The organism is Pseudomonas fragi (assembly GCF_025426255.1).
In the GTDB taxonomy this organism is placed as follows: domain Bacteria; phylum Pseudomonadota; class Gammaproteobacteria; order Pseudomonadales; family Pseudomonadaceae; genus Aquipseudomonas; species Aquipseudomonas kulmbachensis.
In genome coordinates this window covers 2254340-2270533 of sequence record NZ_CP104861.1, presented here as the reverse complement: position 1 = coordinate 2270533, position 16194 = coordinate 2254340, and the positions used below count along the sequence as shown (strand labels likewise).

Annotated in this window: 15 protein-coding genes; 9 read left to right on the top strand and 6 right to left on the bottom strand. The window is 57.2% G+C overall.

From position 1 onward, the window contains the following. Positions 1 to 61: 61 nt before the first annotated feature. From N7D90_RS10365 to N7D90_RS10355, 3 genes are read left to right on the top strand one after another with little or no spacing between them, the layout of a single operon-like run. Complete coding sequence (locus N7D90_RS10365) at positions 62 to 301, top strand: hypothetical protein (protein ID WP_261742068.1); 240 nt, start codon at positions 62 to 64, stop codon at positions 299 to 301. Beyond that, positions 301 to 519 (top strand): Arc family DNA-binding protein, encoded by a 219-nt coding sequence (locus N7D90_RS10360; RefSeq protein WP_261742067.1) that lies wholly within the window; start codon positions 301 to 303, stop codon positions 517 to 519. Before N7D90_RS10365 ends, N7D90_RS10360 begins: the two co-directional genes overlap by 1 nt. Next, positions 516 to 791, top strand: a complete 276-nt coding sequence (locus tag N7D90_RS10355) for a pyocin activator PrtN family protein (RefSeq protein ID WP_261742066.1) — start codon at positions 516 to 518, stop codon at positions 789 to 791. Before N7D90_RS10360 ends, N7D90_RS10355 begins: the two co-directional genes overlap by 4 nt. A gap of 1 nt (position 792) precedes the next feature. Here N7D90_RS10355 and N7D90_RS10350 read toward each other — a convergent pair whose 3' ends face one another. Further along, positions 793 to 1917: a site-specific integrase gene (locus tag N7D90_RS10350; RefSeq protein ID WP_261742065.1), complete on the bottom strand. Its 1125-nt coding sequence runs from the start codon at positions 1915 to 1917 to the stop codon at positions 793 to 795. Between the two features lie 103 nt (positions 1918 to 2020). Here N7D90_RS10350 and dusA point away from each other — a divergent pair, with 103 nt between their 5' ends. Next, positions 2021 to 3031: a tRNA dihydrouridine(20/20a) synthase DusA gene (gene dusA, locus N7D90_RS10345; RefSeq protein ID WP_261742064.1), complete on the top strand. Its 1011-nt coding sequence runs from the start codon at positions 2021 to 2023 to the stop codon at positions 3029 to 3031. A 69-nt stretch (positions 3032 to 3100) separates the two neighbouring features. Here the strand turns inward: dusA and rssC are convergent, their stop codons facing one another. From rssC to N7D90_RS10330, 3 genes are all read right to left on the bottom strand, one after another. Next, on the bottom strand, positions 3101 to 3583 hold the full coding sequence (gene rssC, locus N7D90_RS10340) for an anti-sigma factor antagonist RssC (RefSeq protein ID WP_010657349.1): 483 nt from the start codon (positions 3581 to 3583) through the stop codon (positions 3101 to 3103). Then, on the bottom strand, positions 3580 to 4764 hold the full coding sequence (gene rssB, locus N7D90_RS10335) for a two-component system response regulator RssB (protein ID WP_261742063.1): 1185 nt from the start codon (positions 4762 to 4764) through the stop codon (positions 3580 to 3582). Before rssB ends, rssC begins: the two co-directional genes overlap by 4 nt. A gap of 342 nt (positions 4765 to 5106) precedes the next feature. Continuing rightward, positions 5107 to 5796, bottom strand: coding sequence for a VacJ family lipoprotein (locus N7D90_RS10330; protein ID WP_261742062.1), 690 nt, complete (start codon positions 5794 to 5796; stop codon positions 5107 to 5109). Between the two features lie 292 nt (positions 5797 to 6088). Between N7D90_RS10330 and N7D90_RS10325 the strand changes: the two genes are divergently transcribed. After that, the gene (locus tag N7D90_RS10325; RefSeq protein WP_261742061.1) at positions 6089 to 6352 is read left to right on the top strand and encodes a DUF4404 family protein; all 264 of its coding nucleotides are present in this window, start codon (positions 6089 to 6091) and stop codon (positions 6350 to 6352) included. 103 nt (positions 6353 to 6455) lie between these two features. On the opposite strand, the gene N7D90_RS10320 is transcribed toward N7D90_RS10325, so the two are convergent. Next, the gene (locus N7D90_RS10320) at positions 6456 to 11312 is read right to left on the bottom strand and encodes an NAD-glutamate dehydrogenase (protein WP_261742060.1); all 4857 of its coding nucleotides are present in this window, start codon (positions 11310 to 11312) and stop codon (positions 6456 to 6458) included. Between the two features lie 495 nt (positions 11313 to 11807). Between N7D90_RS10320 and N7D90_RS10315 the strand changes: the two genes are divergently transcribed. Next, positions 11808 to 12164, top strand: coding sequence for a hypothetical protein (locus N7D90_RS10315; protein WP_261742059.1), 357 nt, complete (start codon positions 11808 to 11810; stop codon positions 12162 to 12164). A gap of 148 nt (positions 12165 to 12312) precedes the next feature. Continuing rightward, entirely contained in the window at positions 12313 to 13056 is a 744-nt protein-coding gene (locus tag N7D90_RS10310; protein ID WP_261742058.1) for an amidohydrolase family protein, read from the top strand. Here N7D90_RS10310 and N7D90_RS10305 read toward each other — a convergent pair. Further along, positions 13053 to 13886, bottom strand: a complete 834-nt coding sequence (locus N7D90_RS10305) for a DMT family transporter (RefSeq protein WP_261742417.1) — start codon at positions 13884 to 13886, stop codon at positions 13053 to 13055. The genes N7D90_RS10310 and N7D90_RS10305 overlap by 4 nt on opposite strands. A gap of 134 nt (positions 13887 to 14020) precedes the next feature. Here N7D90_RS10305 and N7D90_RS10300 point away from each other — a divergent pair, with 134 nt between their 5' ends. Next, positions 14021 to 14899 (top strand): LysR family transcriptional regulator, encoded by an 879-nt coding sequence (locus N7D90_RS10300; RefSeq protein ID WP_261742057.1) that lies wholly within the window; start codon positions 14021 to 14023, stop codon positions 14897 to 14899. Positions 14900 to 15234: 335 nt separating this feature from the next. Continuing rightward, entirely contained in the window at positions 15235 to 16194 is a 960-nt protein-coding gene (locus N7D90_RS10295) for an AAA family ATPase (protein WP_003444726.1), read from the top strand.

Here is a 16194-nt window from a genome sequence, read left to right as displayed (position 1 = left end):
TCGAAATGCGGTGTCGAGGAGTTACAGCTCCCCGACACCAACCACCACTGAGGACTACACCATGAAAGTGACAAACCAAAGCAGCAGCGAATCGAAGGCTACCACACCGGCAAGACACCTGGTGGCCACCGCTATTATCGGAGCTGCAGTGATCGGTTACCTGGTACACAAAACACCAGAGGCACGTGTGCGTCTGGAAAGTTTGAGCAGCATGGCCCAGACCTTGGGCGAGCTATCGGAACGGGATGCTGCCGTAGTTGCGCAGTTACTCGCTAAATCCATGTCCCTGGGAGCTAACTAATGACTGACTCACGCGCTCAAGACAAGTTTGTAATCCGGTTACCCGATGGTCTTCGTCCTGAAATTGCCACCGTCGCTTATAGAAACCAACGAAGCATGAACGGTGAAATAATCCACCGCCTGGAACGCTCGCTCACCTTGGAACTGGTGCTCGATCAGAAGAACAAGGTTATTGCCCAACTGCTAAATCGCATTGCTGAACTGGAAGCCGGGAATTGAAAACTCTGTTTGTTCTGATGGCCCAATACGATGCCCAAGTGGTAATCCCTTTGCATAAGGTCTGCACGGATTACTTTACCCACCTGACCACCAATATGTTTGAGCGCAAGGTGATGGCCGGTCTGATTAAAATCCCCATCACGCGGATGGAGGCTAGCCAGAAAAGTGCCAAGGGGATTCATATCTCGGATCTTTCCGAGTACCTAGACAGCCAGCGCGCTGCAGCGATGAAGGAGAGTCAGCAGCTCAACAGCGCACCTCGTAGGCGTTAAATCACTTTAAGGTCAGGGCGCCCAGTTTCACGGGCGCCTTCACCACAATATCCAACCACTTCCAGTTTGTATAAGCGTCCCCCCGTCCACGCAGGTGGGTATAACGACGCATCGAGTTCCAGTCGCGGTGCCCCGAAACGCTGGCCACCCTCGGTATATCCCAATCCATTTCAAACAAGCGACTGACACCCTCATGACGCAGGTCGTGAAAGTGCAGATCGATAATCCCCAAAAACCTGCAGGCCCGTGTCCAGGATGCAGACGTTGACTCAGCACTGTAGGGGAAAATCACGTCTACTGTCTTTGGCATTGACTGCAGGATGGCCAAGGCTTCTGGCGGCAGGTGACACCACACATCATTGCCTATCTTTTGCCCGGGATTCTTCATATCCCGCACCAGGACTCTACTCCCCTCCGCGTCCAGATCCGCCCACTTTATCCGGGTGATTTCTTCCTGACGCCGCGTCGAGAACAAGGCAAACGCTGTCATCTTGAGCATATTGATTGAAGTCGGGCGCCTGTCCTGAATCGATTGGAAGTACTCCAGCAGCCTATCCAACTCATCCAGAGTCGGGCGGCGGTCACGTTCACGACTGCGCATGTTGTAGCCCAGCTTGCGTAACACCTTACGGGCATCGGCCATCAGGTGAGGGTCGACCTCATAGCCCCATGCCGGACGAGCAATTGAAAGCACAGCCCCAAGGTGCGCCAAATCATTGCCAGCAGTCTGAGGCAGCACTCCACCGCCTTCGGGCCCCATCCGCCAGACCGCATACTCAACCAATATCTGGCAGCTCAAGTCCTGGTCATTTACCTCGCCCAGGTAGGACTCGCTGATAGCCTTGAGCGTGGCCAACTTGGTTTTGCCGAGGCCGCGGGCTTTTTCCATTTCGACCATGTAGCGATCGATCATTTCTTTGACGGTCGCCCCTGTGCGGTTTGCCCGCTCAATTGCCCCGGGTTGATCCAACTCGGCTTCGCGCTTACGCGCCCAAGCCTGAGCGGCCTGTTTACGGGCGAAAGTCAGGCTCTCTTGGTAGACTTGCGCCCCGTCACGTTTTACACGGATCTGAGCGGTATAACGCACCGTGCCGTCGGCTAGCTTTCTAGATCGGATGGTTGCCATAGATGAAGTGGTACACGCCTGTTTTGAAGTGGTACATTTTACCACTCACTCCAGAAAAACGCCCTTTTACCCCCTAAAACACGCCTTAAACACGTAGAGCAAAATGGTAGAAAAATCAGCTACAACCCATGCAAACAAAGGCTCTGCGGTGTCCAGACGCTTTAGCGTGGCGCCTATGATGGATTGGACAGATCGCCACTGCCGCTACTTCCTGCGCCTGCTATCCAAAAACGCGCTGCTTTACACCGAAATGGTCACCACGGGCGCATTGCTCAATGGGGATGCCGAACGCTTTTTGCGTCATGACGAGACTGAGCATCCGCTGGCCCTGCAGTTGGGCGGCAGTGTGCCGGCCGATTTGGCGGCGTGCGCGCGTATGGCTCAGGATGTGGGTTATGACGAGGTGAATCTTAATGTCGGCTGCCCGAGCGATCGGGTGCAGAACAATATGATCGGCGCCTGCTTGATGGCGCACCCGGCGCTGGTTGCCGACTGTGTGAAGGCAATGCGTGATGCGGTGTCTGTTCCGGTTACGGTCAAGCACCGGATCGGCATTAACGGGCGCGATAGCTACGAGCAGTTGTGCGATTTTGTCGGCACCGTTCGTGATGCGGGCTGCACCAGTTTTACCGTGCATGCGCGTATCGCCATTCTGGAAGGGCTGTCGCCGAAAGAGAATCGCGATATCCCCCCCCTGCGTTATGATGTGGCTGCGCAGTTGAAAGCCGACTTTCCTGAGCTGGAGATTATTCTCAATGGCGGGATCAAGACGCTTGAGCAATGCCAGGAGCATTTGCAGGTGTTCGATGGTGTGATGCTGGGCCGTGAGGCCTACCACAACCCGTACATTTTGGCCGAGGTCGATCAACTGTTGTTTGGCAGCACTGCACCTGTGATTTCACGGGCCCAGGCGCTGGCGTTGTTGCGGCCCTATATCGCAGCGCATATTGCTGCGGGCGGCTCGATGCATCACATCACGCGGCACATTCTGGGGCTGGGCCAAGGGTTCCCTGGCGCCCGACGCTTCCGCCAGTTGCTGTCGGTGGATATCCATAAGACCAAGGATCCACTGGCCCTTCTGGATCAAGCTGGGGAGCTGCTGGAAGGCCGCTAAACCAGGCGCAATCAAAAAGGGGCCGTTCCTGCACAGGACGGCCCCTTTTTTGATGCTGCAGCTTTTGGATCAGTGACGCTCGAGCGCATTCACCAGGTCGTGGAACGCTTCACGGTTGGAGTCGTTGAGCCCCATCAGGATCTTGTGGGCTTCAAGCACCTTCACCCGAACCACTTCTTCGGACTGGTCCTGCGAAGGCAAGTCTGTCAGGCACTCAGGGCATGGGATTGGCTTGCCGATGATGTTGAACACCTGATCGAAGCCCATCGATTGCAGCAGACGGGTGATGTCTTCGTGGGTGGTGACCACCGTTGGCAACAGGCCTATTTTTTGACGCGACAAAATCGACAGTTTCGCCAGCAAACCCAGTGTGGTGCTGTCGATACTGCGGGTTTCGGTGAGGTCGATCACGATGGCGTTAAAATTCAGCGCCGTGAAAATCCTCTCGATTGTCGCATCCAGTGCCGAACACAACGTCAGACGCACTTCACCCACAAACTTCAGGACGAAGGTGCCATCCTGTTCGGCGAACTGAATTCTACCGGTACTCATTTAAGATTCCTGCTCAACACCAACAAGGCGATATCATCCGGCATCTCCCCTAGCGTAGCTAATCCAAAAACCTGGCGCAGACCATCCAGGCTGCCGCCTGCTGTTTTCACCAATTGCGGTAAAGCAGCTTCTTTCTCTTTGAGCGTAGGCTCGGTCAAAAGATCCAGTATCCCGTCTGACATCAGCGTAAGGCTGAAGGTTTCAGGCAGTTTCAGCACATGATCCTCGTACGTGGCTTCGTTGAACAAGCCAACGGGCAGCCCTCGCCCTTCGAGATAACTAACGCTGTCAGGAGTGTAGAGCACCGGCAGTGGCAGGTGTCCGCCAATGCTGTAGGTCAGCAAGCCGGTTTCTTCATCAATCACCCCACCCACCATGGTTACGTGCTTGCCCAGCTTGCAGTTGATCAGGCCACGGTTGATGTGCCCAAGCACTTCGGAAGGCTTGAACTCCGGCAGGCTGCCATTGCGCTTGGATTCAAACAGCAGGCGTGTGGTCATGAACTTGAGCAGCACCGTGACAAACGCTGAAGACGCGCCGTGACCGGAAACGTCAGCCAGATAGAACGCTACCCGACGCTCGTCGACTCGGAAGTAGTCAACAAAATCACCGGACAGGTACAGCGACGGAATGATCTGATGAGCGAAGTTGAATTCATCAATAGACCAAGGGCTGACCGGCAGCATGTTCATCTGCACCTGCCTGCCCGCGTTCTGGTCTTCCTGCAGTAAATGCAGGCTGGCCTCGAGCTCGCGGTTGGCAGACTCAAGCTTGTCGCGATAACGCTGATTCTCAAGTACTAAACGCGCACGATCCAGCGCCCGGTGTACGGAGTGCTCCAGAACGGCGAGATCTTCGAGCGGCTTGATCAGATAGTCGGCAGCGCCAAGACGCAACGCCTCGACCACATCACTCATCACACCTGCGCCCGAGATGACGATCACAGGCGTTTGCGACGAGCGCAGGGTGACCTGGCGAATCAGCTCCAGACCACTCATTTGCGGCATGCGCAGGTCACAGATGATTAAATCTGGCTGCTCTAGCTCGAACACCTGAAGGCCTTGCAAGCCATTACTGGCCTGAAGGACGCTGAAGCCGCTGTCTTCCAAGTAGGCCGCCAGGCTGGCGCGCACTACGTCGTCGTCATCAATGATCAGCAGCGTGGCACTGGTTTTTTGCATGTGGGCAAACGGCGCCAGAATTAGGTTGTCGTGGAGGCTCGATTACGTCGAGCTCAGCGACTGAATTGGCTTGTGAACATCCCTGATTCAAATCGACTGTGTTGCTCGATCCTACAAAGGTGCCCGTGTAAGGCGCAGACGGTACTCCCATCCGCGGGGGGTTTCAAGCTCAGGCCGATGGTGGCTTGAGGTGTTCGTCACGTTAAATTCCCGCGGGTTATAAGAACCACGAATACGGCAACTAAAACCAAGGTCAGAAGTGTTCTAAAGCAGACTATTTCTCATCTGCAACAATGCAAAAAACGGCCACCCGGGCCGTTTTTTGCGCACACGCCGAGCGACTTAAAAGTCGTCGACAACCTGCCCGTCCTTGACTTTGAATTCGCGGTTTTGCAGATACGCATTGCGGATAAAGATGTACTTGTCGCCGGTGATCAGTTTTTCGGCCGACAACAAGCTGGCGCGGGTATCGATCAAGTCCATGCCGATGGTCATGTTACGTGCCGGGATATCATTGATGTAGCGGTACGGTTCGGTGAAGGAGTCAGGGTAAATGCCGACCGCATCACGCACGGTGCTCGGGCCCAGTAACGGCAGCACGACGTAAGGACCGCTTTCAACGCCCCAACGGCCCAAGGTCTGACCGAAGTCTTCGCTGTTGCGATGCAGGCCCATTTTGGTGCCCAGGTCAAAGAAACCGGCTACACCCAGGGTGGTATTGAGCAACAAACGAGCGGTGTCTACACCGGCGGCGTGAGGCTTGGCTTGCAAGACATCGTTGGCCAGGTTTCGAATATCACCGATATTGCGGTACATGTTGTGGATGCCATCCTCCAAAAATTGCGGAGTGATGTACTGATAGCCTTGAGCAAGCGGCTTCAAGGCGTAGGTATCAATCGTGTCGTTGAATTTGAAAACCACACGGTTGACCCCTTCCCACGGGTCATCTTCGGAGGCTGCATTGGCAGCAAATGGCAGCATGGCCACACCGGCACAGACACATAATTGAGCAAGACGATCGGTCCAGCGCATAGCAAAACTCCCTGAAGTTACTTGATACTTGGGCGCTATGCCCTGAGTCAGGCCCGTAGTATAACGGTAAATCTGTTTTAGGCAGCCCCCAAGCAAGCCTCAAAACAGACTTGTATTAACGATAGACGTTCCGCCCTCCGCAATTCTTTTATCCCGCTGGGCAATGTACCCAAGTGATTTTGATAGAGATCATGCACTCTGGACACGAGTGGATTAATCTAGAAGTTCACTTGCAGACCTTTTGTTCACTGCCAAGGTCTACATCAGAGCCTATCAATAAAGGATGAATGCTATGCCTGCCCGCGAACTGCAAGAACAACTCGACACCCTGCGCGAGCAACTGGAACAGAATCCACCGCTCACCCAAGAAGAGCGTGATCATTTGAACCAGCTCTCAACCCAAATCCAGGCTCAGATCGACATCGAAAAGGCCACCAACGATTCCAGCCTCGCCGACAGCGTCAACCTCGCGGTAGAACGCTTCGAGGTCGAGCACCCTACCCTGGCCGTGACGCTGCGCAATATCGTGCAAACCCTGGGTAATATCGGGATCTGACCTGCCCGCTACAGCCCATACACTCGCTCCCACAGTTGATCAATTGCAAAAAAGCCCCGACTCACTTCACATGAGCCGGGGCTTCGTTTTGCTACTCAGGCTGTCAGAGCCCTGATTGACCGCTCAACGCCAGGTCAAGCAGCTCGCGGTTGGCCACCGCGTACATCGCGTAGTCGTTGCCGGTTGCAGCCCGCAGATCGACCAGCATCGCGCGCCAGCGCTCAACCATCGAGTTATTCTGCTCAAGCCACAGCGCCAGGCGCGCTTCGATACTTTCGCCAGCATCCGTCATCTGCAATACCGAGACGGTAATTGCACGCTGCTGCCAGTCGATATCGTCGCGGAACGCTTCGCGGGCCAGCGCCTGCCAGTTGTTTTCAACCGGCAAGTTGCTGATCTGCTGCAGGTACCAGGTCAGGTCCAGTGCGCTGCCAACGGCGAAGTACGCCTTGGCCACATCAGCGGCATTTTGACCGGTCACATCCGACGCTTCGATGATCGGCAGCAAGGTGTACAGGTGCGTAGTACCGGCCACCATCCGCGCCAGCAACTCCGGCACTCCAGCCTCGACGTACGCCTGGTAGCGGGTCTGCCAGCCTTCGCGGGTAGGACCTTCCAGCAATTCGTCGAGCTTGAGGCCCAACGCTGCCAGATGCGGACCGAAGTGCGCCACATCGCGCGCCGCGTCCAATTCGTTGCGACGGCTGCGCAGGAACCAGCGTGTAGCACGGCGACCCAGACGCATCAGCTCATCCATCAGCGCCAGCTGGATTTCAGCCGGCACCTGATAGTCCAGCGCTTCGATCTGACGGAACCAGTGCGGGAGGTGAAAAATATCGCGCACGATCACGTAAGCACCAGCCACGTTGGCTGCACTCATGCCGGTCGACTCTTTCAAGCGCTCGACAAAGGTAATGCCCATGTGGTTGACCAGATCGTTGGCAATCTGGGTGCTGACGATTTCGCGCTTCAGACGGTGACGACGCATGGCTTCGGCAAACTTGCTGACCAGCATCGGCGGAAACGCGGTTTCCATGTCGCGGGTCAGGTAGACGTCGTCCGGCACCTGGGAGTTGAGCAAGGCCTCCTTGAGGTCGATCTTGCTGTACGAGATCAGCACCGACAGCTCGGCACGTGTCAGGCCATGACCGGCCGCGACACGTTCGTTGAGCTGCTCTTCTGACGGCAGGAACTCAATGGCACGGTCCAGCTTGCCACGGGCTTCCAGATCGTTCATCAGGCGCTTGTATTCGGCAATCCGCTCATAGGCACGACGGGCCGCCAGCGAGATGGCCTGGGTCTGCTTGTAGTTGTTGCCCAGCACCAGACCGCCCACTTCGTCGGTCATGCTGCCCAGCAACTGGTTGCGCTGCTTCTCGGTCATATCGCCAGCCTGCACCACTTCATTGAGCAGGATTTTGATATTCACTTCGTGGTCAGAGCAGTCCACGCCGCCAGCGTTGTCGATAAAGTCGGTGTTGGAGCCACCGCCATTAAGGTTGAACTCGACACGACCCAACTGGGTCATGCCCAGGTTGCCGCCCTCGCCCACTACCTTGCAGCGCAATTCGTTGCCATTGACGCGCAACGCATCATTGGCCTTGTCGCCAACATCGGCGTGGCTTTCGCTGCTGGCTTTGACGTAAGTACCGATACCGCCGTTCCACAGCAGATCTACTGGCGCCTTGAGCAAGGCGTTGAGCAGTTCGGTCGGGGTCAACTTGTCGGCACTGATTGCGAAGCGCTCTTTCATCTCGGGCGAGATAGCGATGCTTTTCGCGCTACGGGAGAAGATACCGCCGCCCGCAGACATGATGCTGGTGTCGTAATCCGACCAAGCCGAACGCGGCAGGTCGAACAGGCGCTGACGCTCAACGAAGCTGTTCGCAGGCTCCGGGTTCGGATCGATAAAGATATGCAGATGGTTGAAAGCCGCGACCAGTTGCAGCTTGTCGGACATCAACAAGCCGTTACCGAACACGTCACCGGCCATATCACCGACACCGACCACGCTGATGCTGTCTTGCTGAACGTTGATCCCGCGCTCTTTGAAGTGGCGCTGCACGCCGACCCAGGCGCCCTTGGCGGTAATGCCCATTTTTTTATGGTCATAACCGGCCGAGCCGCCCGACGCGAACGCATCACCCAGCCAGAAGCCGTAATCGATGGCGATGCCGTTGGCGATGTCGGAGAACGTTGCAGTGCCCTTGTCGGCGGCAACCACCAGGTACGGGTCATCATCGTCGTGACGAACGACGTTCAATGGCGGCACCAGTGCGCCGTCCTTGAGGTTATCGGTGATGTCCAGCAGGCCGGAAATAAAGATCCGGTAGCAAGCAATCGCCTCAGCCTGGATCTCGTCACGGCCGCCACCCAATGGCAGGCGACGCGGCACGAAACCGCCCTTGGCGCCCACCGGCACGATGACCGAGTTCTTCACTTGCTGGGCTTTTACCAGGCCCAGCACTTCGGTACGGAAGTCTTCTTCACGGTCCGACCAGCGCAAGCCGCCACGCGCCACGTTACCGAAGCGCAAGTGCACGCCTTCGACCCGAGGCGAGTACACGAAGATTTCAAATTTCGGTACAGGTTTTGGCAGCTCTGGAATCAGGTGCGGATTGAACTTGAAGCTGAAGTACGAACGGTTATGACCGTTGGCATCCGGCTGGTAGAAGTTGGTGCGCAGAGTGGCTTTGATCAGGTCCAGGTAACGACGCAGGATGCGGTCTTCGTTGAGCACCTGAACATCGTCCAGTGCCGTCAGAATCGCCTGCTCCAGACGCAGTTGCTTGTCTTCCAGGTCTTCGGCCGTCAGTTTGCGCGCCAGATAGAAACGGGTCTTGAACAACCGGGTCAACTCGCGGGCGATGTCGGTGTGGTTGTTCAGGGTGCTGGCGATATAACCCAGGTCAAAGCCCAGGCGGATCTGCTTCAGGTAACGGGCGTAAGCACGCAGCAACGCCACATCACGCCACGGCAAACCGGCAGTCAGTACCAGGCGATTGAAGGCATCGTTCTCGGCGTCGCCGCTGACGATATGCACGAATGCATCCTGCAGCGTGTCGTTGAGTTGCTGGATATCCAGATTCAAGCCTTCGCCAGCAGTAAAGGCGAAGTCATGAATCCAGAACTCACGACCATTGGCATGACGCAGACGGTACGGGAACTCGCCCAGTACGCGCAGGCCAAGATTTTCCAGAATCGGCAGCACGTCCGACAGCGCCAGCGGTGTATCAGCGTGATACAGCTTGCAATGCAGCTCCTGACCGGCACTCTGGCCCAGCGGCTGATAGAAGCTCATCACCAGCGGGTTTTTCTCGCTGAGGCTCATCAGGTGCTGCATGTCGACCACGGCTGAGTGCGCGGCAAAACGCTCGCGGTAACCTGCCGGGAAGCCCTTGGGGAAGTCCGCCAGCACTTTGGTGCCATTGGCCTCGCCGAAGCTTTCAACCACCAAGCTGGCGTAGTCGTCCTGCCAGCTGCGACAGGCCTGGATCACTTCTTTTTCCAGCAACAGCGGGTCGATATCGATCCGGTTTTTCGGATCAACCCGCAGAATCAGCTGCACACGGGCCAGCACCGACTCAGAGAAGAAGGTCCAGAACTCGCAATCCGACGCTTGCAGACGCTCCATCAGCACCTGCTGGATTTTCTGCCGAACTTCGGTGGAGTACACATCACGCGGCACGTAAGCCAGGCAGTAGCAGAAACGGCCATACGGGTCTTTACGCAGGAACACGCGAATCTTGTTGCGCTCCTGGATTTGTACAATCGACATCACGGTGGTGAACAGCTCATCCACAGGTGTCTGGAACAGGTCATCGCGGGGCAGTACTTCAACTACCTGAGCCAGTTCCTTGCCCAGGTGAGCCTTGGGCTGGAAGCCGGAGCGGCGCTCGATCTCCGCAACCTTGCGACGGATATAAGGGATTTCCCGCACGCTTTCGCCGTACACCGAAGAGGTATACAGGCCCATAAAGCGGCATTCCTTGATCACCTTGCCGTCGGCATCGATCTGACGGATCGACACATAGTCAGGGTAAGCCGGGCGATGCACGCGGCTTGGGTGCGCAGCCTTGGCAAACGACAGCAGGGTCGGCATGCGCAGGTAGCTGACGGCGTAATCTTCAATCCGCAAGTCTTCGGCGGTCAGGCCGGAGCGCAGCAGCTTGGTCAGACCGAGGAAAGAGTCGGCGTCATATTCGATATGCCCGCCATCTGCCTCGTCACGTACCACAAATTCTTCGTAGCCCAGGAAGGTGAAGTGGTTACCCACCAGCCATTCCAGGAAGCTCTTGACCTCGGCCTTTTCACCGGCATCAACCACGTACTGGCAGTTGTCGACACTCGCCAGCAACTCCTGAACCTTGGCCTTCATTGGCTCAAAATCAGCCACGGCAATACGCACTTCGCCCAGAACCTGCTCCAGTTCCTTGCTCAGCACATTCAGTTCAGCGGCATTGGCGCAGCGATCGATTTCCAGATACATCAGCGACTCTTGCGAGATGCCTTCACCGGTAGTGCCCTTGGGCAGGATTTCCAGCAACTCGCCCTTGCTGCCACGGCGTACGCTCAATACCGTGGTTTGCAGGGTGTGGATGCTGTAACCGCGACGGTTCAGCTCGGTACGCACCGAGTCCACCAGGAACGGCAGGTCGTGATGCAGTACTTCGACCGCAGTGTGCGTCGACTGCCAGCCGTGACGTTCGTAATCAGGGTTAAAGACCCGCACTTGCGGCTGGGCCGGGTCGAAACGCTCCAGCAAACGCCAGGCCGACAGCGTGCAGCCTGCCAGGTCGGACATCCGACGTTGAGTGAGTTCATCCAGAGAAATGATGCCGAAGAATTGCTCAGCGAACAGCGCCACTTGTGGCAGTGCCTGTTCACTGATGTGCTGCGCCAGTGCTGCTTGCAGTTGATGCTGGAAGTCGGCTTTGCTGGCTGCGGTGAAGAACGCCATCTGTGGTACTCCGCTTGGGCTTGTTATTGAGAGAAGCGTCGCGTGTTATTCCCGCGTGGGGAGCTGCCAATACTGTGCAAGGCCGGACTTGGCAATTCACCTGCAAAACACAGCATGACAGGGAGGTGAAGCTGGCCGTGACCCGCGGGTCACATTCACGTTCCAGGATGGGTATCTACAAAAACGACTGCCGGATAAACAGGCTGTGCCTTTAGAGATAACTATCACCGCGCAGCTTAACGATTGAGCCGTACAGCCTGCTTACGGTGCGGCGACATATTCGGTCATCGGCACGCAACCTCAAGCGCGGTTACTGAACAACCCTAGCATTCACACGCGAAAAACCTTCATAAAAGCCCAGTAGTTTCTGTAGCGCATATTAGAAAAGACTGAGCTTTTAGCCCATTGCACCATTCAAACCAGCACAAATCGGTTCAGGCTGGCAAAATTGGCTTCTGTTCGACCTACCCGCGCCCAGAGCGCCAGGAATTTCCCATGCAAATGACCACCGACCACCTGCTCGCCAACCCGTGCGATGACGAAGAAGACAACATGGCCATGCTGTGCTGCCACACGGATCAGGGCGAAATGTTCCTGATGACCCGTTACCCGGACGAAGACGAGCTGGAAATCACCCTTGAAGACGAGCCCTCGACACTGGACGGGATCAAAGTCACCTTGAGCCCGACCCGCCTGCTGATTGAAATCAGCGCTGGCGATGCTGACGTGCTCAAGGGCGACGACCATCTGGAAATCCTTCACAACACCGCGGCCGCAGACCTGGCCGAAGTCGAAGAGACCTTGCAGAACATCCTCAAAGGCACCGGCACCTATATCAGCGAGCTGAATTAACTCTCGAGCCTTGCAGGGACCATTGTGGGAGCGAGCTTGCTCGCGATGCAGGCGAAGCGGTGTATCTGGCACACTGCACTAATACCATCGCGAGCAAGCTCGCTCCCACAGTTATGCACCTCCACTGAAGTTCACAGGTAGCACCGCCATGCCCCCGATCTTCGATGCCCACTGCCATATCATCGACAGCGCTTACCCGTTGATTCCCAACAATGGCTATCTACCCGACTTTTTCAGTGTCGATGATTACCTGTCGCGGGCAGAACCGCTGGGCATCGTCGGTGGCGCCGTGGTTTCCGGCTCATTTCAAGGCTTTGATCAGACTTACCTGATCGCTGCCTTGAAGCGGCTGGGGCCAGGCTTTGTGGGGGTCACGCAACTTCCTGCCAGTGTCACCGACGCCGAGTTGCAAACCCTGCACCAGCACGGCGTACGCGCCCTGCGTTTTAACCTCAAGCGCGGTGGCTCAGAGCAACTCGATCAACTCGAAACATTGGCCAGGCGCGTATATGAGCAGGTGGGCTGGCACTCGGAGCTGTATATCGATTCACGCGAGCTGGAGGCCATAGAAACCCGCCTGCGACGCTTGCCTGCGTTGAGCATCGACCATCTGGGGTTAAGCCATGAAGGCCTGCCCTGCCTGCTGCGTTTGGCCGAGCACGGCGTACGCGTCAAGGCCTGTGGCTTTGGTCGGGTCGACTTTGCCGTACCGCACGTGTTGCAACAGATCCATAGCGCCAACCCCAACGTCCTGATGTTTGGCACCGACCTGCCGTCAACCCGTGCTCCCCGCCCCTTTGCCGACAACGACATCCCACTGTTGATTGATGCCCTGGGTGAAGACGGCGCGCGCAGGGCCCTGTGGCAGAACGCAAGAGCGTTTTACTTTTAGCCCTTGAGCCGACTCATCACAATCACGCTACCCACCACGATTGCAGCTCCCACAACCACTCCGGCCGAGACGGGGCTGCCCAGAACAACCGCCGCCATCACCATGGCCACCGGCGGGATCAGATACATCACCCCTACCGAACGGCTGACCTCGGTATGCGCCAGCACATAGGCCCACAACAGATACGCCAGGGCACTGGGGAACAGACCTAGCAGCAATATCGCCCAATTGACTCGAGCCGGAGCATTGCGCACTTCATCTACAAGCCCAGGCCAATAGGCACACAACATCAGCGTCCCGGCCCAGACCATGTAACAGACGATGGTCAGCGGGCTATAGCGATTGCCATAGTGCTTTTGCAAGGCGAAGTAGATGCTCCACGACAGCGCGGCCACTAGCAGCAGTAACCCTTGAGGGCGAAACTCACCAACACCCTTGTCCGCCCAGATCACCAGCACCACACCAACCAGCCCCACCGCCACCCATAGCCAGCGCCAGCGGCTCACCGATTCCTTGAGAAAAATGGCGGCAATTAGTGTGCTGAACAACGGCGCCGTCTGCGCCAGTACACTCGAAGCACCCGGGCTGACCCAGCGCTGGCCCATATTCAACACCACGTGATGCAACACCACCGGAAAAAAACCCAGCAACATCAGCCATGGCACATCACGCAGCCGGGGCAGGCCAATCCCGGCAAACAGCGCAATTACAGCCATAAAGGCCGATGCAATCAGAAACCGGAGCAAAGCCAGATGCCCCGGTGTATAGCTCTCCAGGCCAATATGAATGCCGATCGGTGAATATGCCCAACACAGCACAACGGCGGCCATGGCCGCGACAAGCTTGAGAGAAAACGACACGTTGACGACCTGTACACCCGAATGAAGTAGCGAGCAGTGTTTATCGCGCTCGCAAGCGGCCACAAGTGAGATATAAAGAGCCCAGAATTCATCAGGAGTGAACAATGGAGCTCAGCCAGTTGCGCATGGTCAAGGCCGTGGCAGAGTGCGGCAGCATTGCACTAGCCGCCCGGCAGTTGCATTGCGTGCCGTCCAACATCACCACCCGTATCAAACAGCTCGAAAGCGAGTTGGGGACTGCGCTGTTTACCCGCGCAGGTCGGGGGCTGTGCATCAGTGCGGCGGGCCAGGTGTTTCTGGGTTACAGCGAACAGATCCTGGCCTTGGTCGATCAGGCCAAACGCGCCGTAACGCCCCACGCCGTGCCCACCGGCAAGCTGCGCATCGGTGCTATCGAGTCTTGCGCCACGGCCCGACTACCACCCTTACTGGCGATATTTCATCAGCGCTACCCGCAGGTATCGCTGGAACTGGTGACAGGCAAGTCGCAGCAATTGCTTGAAGACGTAAAACACCACCGCCTTGACGGCGTACTGGTCGCAGGCCAGATCAACCTGCCCAAACTGTCCAAAACAACGCTGTATCACGAACAACTGGTGTTGATTGCCAGCCCCGAACTTGAGCCGCTCGCACAACTGGGCGATGTGCATCAACACACCGTGTTCATGTGGCCTGTGGGTTGCCCGTACCGTGCGGCACTGGAGAACTGGGTGGCGGAGCACCGCCTGCAAATCAACAGCGTCGATTACGCCAACTGGGGCAGCATTATTGGTTGCGTCAGCGCAGGCGCAGGCCTGGCACTGGTGCCGGAGAGCATCCTGCAGCGCTTTGGCGGGACCGCGCACCTGACCACCTATCGCTTTGCCGAACTGGCGCCCATGCCCAACCTGTTTTTCTGGCACAGCGAAACCGGCCTGCACGGGCCGCGAGATGCCTTTGCGGCGCTGTTGACGGAGCATTTTCAGGCGGACCTGCCTGCGTAGCAGCTGCCGAGGAACGAAGGCTGCGTTCGGCGACGCAGTCGTCGCAAATCAGGCGCCTCGGTGTGTCAGCGATATTGAGTACTCAGGTTTTACGACGACTGCGTCGCCGAACGCAGCCTCGTTCCTTCGGCAGCTGCTACGGGATGCCCGTCAGCTTTCACACCTCCCAAACCCCATACAGATGAGCACCATTCTCAACAACCCTGCGCATTTCAGATTTTTCCATAAAAAGCCCCCCCGCCATTAGTCCGCAGCACCCTCAATGGATTAAAGTAACGCCCCCAGCCCCGGCGTAACTCTTGCGCCGCCGGTGTCCTTTTCAGGAACAGTCATCGATGGAACATCGTGAAGCGCTGCTTGCGCTGCGAACCTTTCTCTCAACGCAGATCCTCGGTCAGGAAAAACTCATCGACCGCTTGCTGATCGCGTTGCTCGCTGACGGCCATATGCTCGTCGAAGGCGCACCAGGTCTGGCCAAGACCAAGGCCATCAAAGAACTGGCTGAAGGCATTGAAGCGCAGTTCCATCGAATTCAGTTCACCCCCGATCTGCTGCCCGCCGACATCACCGGTACCGAGATCTATCGCCCCGAAACCGGCAGTTTCGTGTTTCAGCAAGGCCCAATCTTCCACAACCTGGTGCTGGCGGACGAAATCAACCGTGCCCCGGCCAAGGTGCAATCCGCCTTGCTTGAAGCCATGGCCGAGCGCCAGGTCAGTGTCGGGCGCAGCACGTACGAGCTATCACCGCTGTTTCTGGTGATGGCCACGCAAAACCCCATCGAGCAGGAAGGCACCTACCCGTTGCCCGAAGCCCAGCTCGACCGCTTTCTGATGCATGTCAAAATCGGCTTCCCGGACGCTGCCGTCGAACGGCGCATCCTGCAACAGGCCCGTGGCGAAGCCCTCAACGGCGAAACCAAGCCCGAGCGCAGGGTCAGCCAGCAGGCGATTTTTGCCGCACGCAAGGAAATCCTCGGGCTGTACATGGCCGATGCCGTGGAGGAATACCTGGTGCAACTGGTGATGGCGACCCGTACCCCAGGCAAGTTCGACCCCGAGATGGCCGACTGGATCGCCTACGGCGCCAGCCCTCGAGGCTCAATTGCGCTGGATCGTTGCGCGCGGGCCCACGCCTGGCTGGCCGGGCGCGACTTCGTCAGCCCCGAAGACATCCAGGCCGTGCTGTTTGACGTGTTGCGTCACCGCATCATCCTGTCGTTCGAAGCCGAAGCCGCCGGTATCGACCAGGACCGCGTGGTGCAGCGCATCCTCGACGTCGTTGCCGTTGCCTGA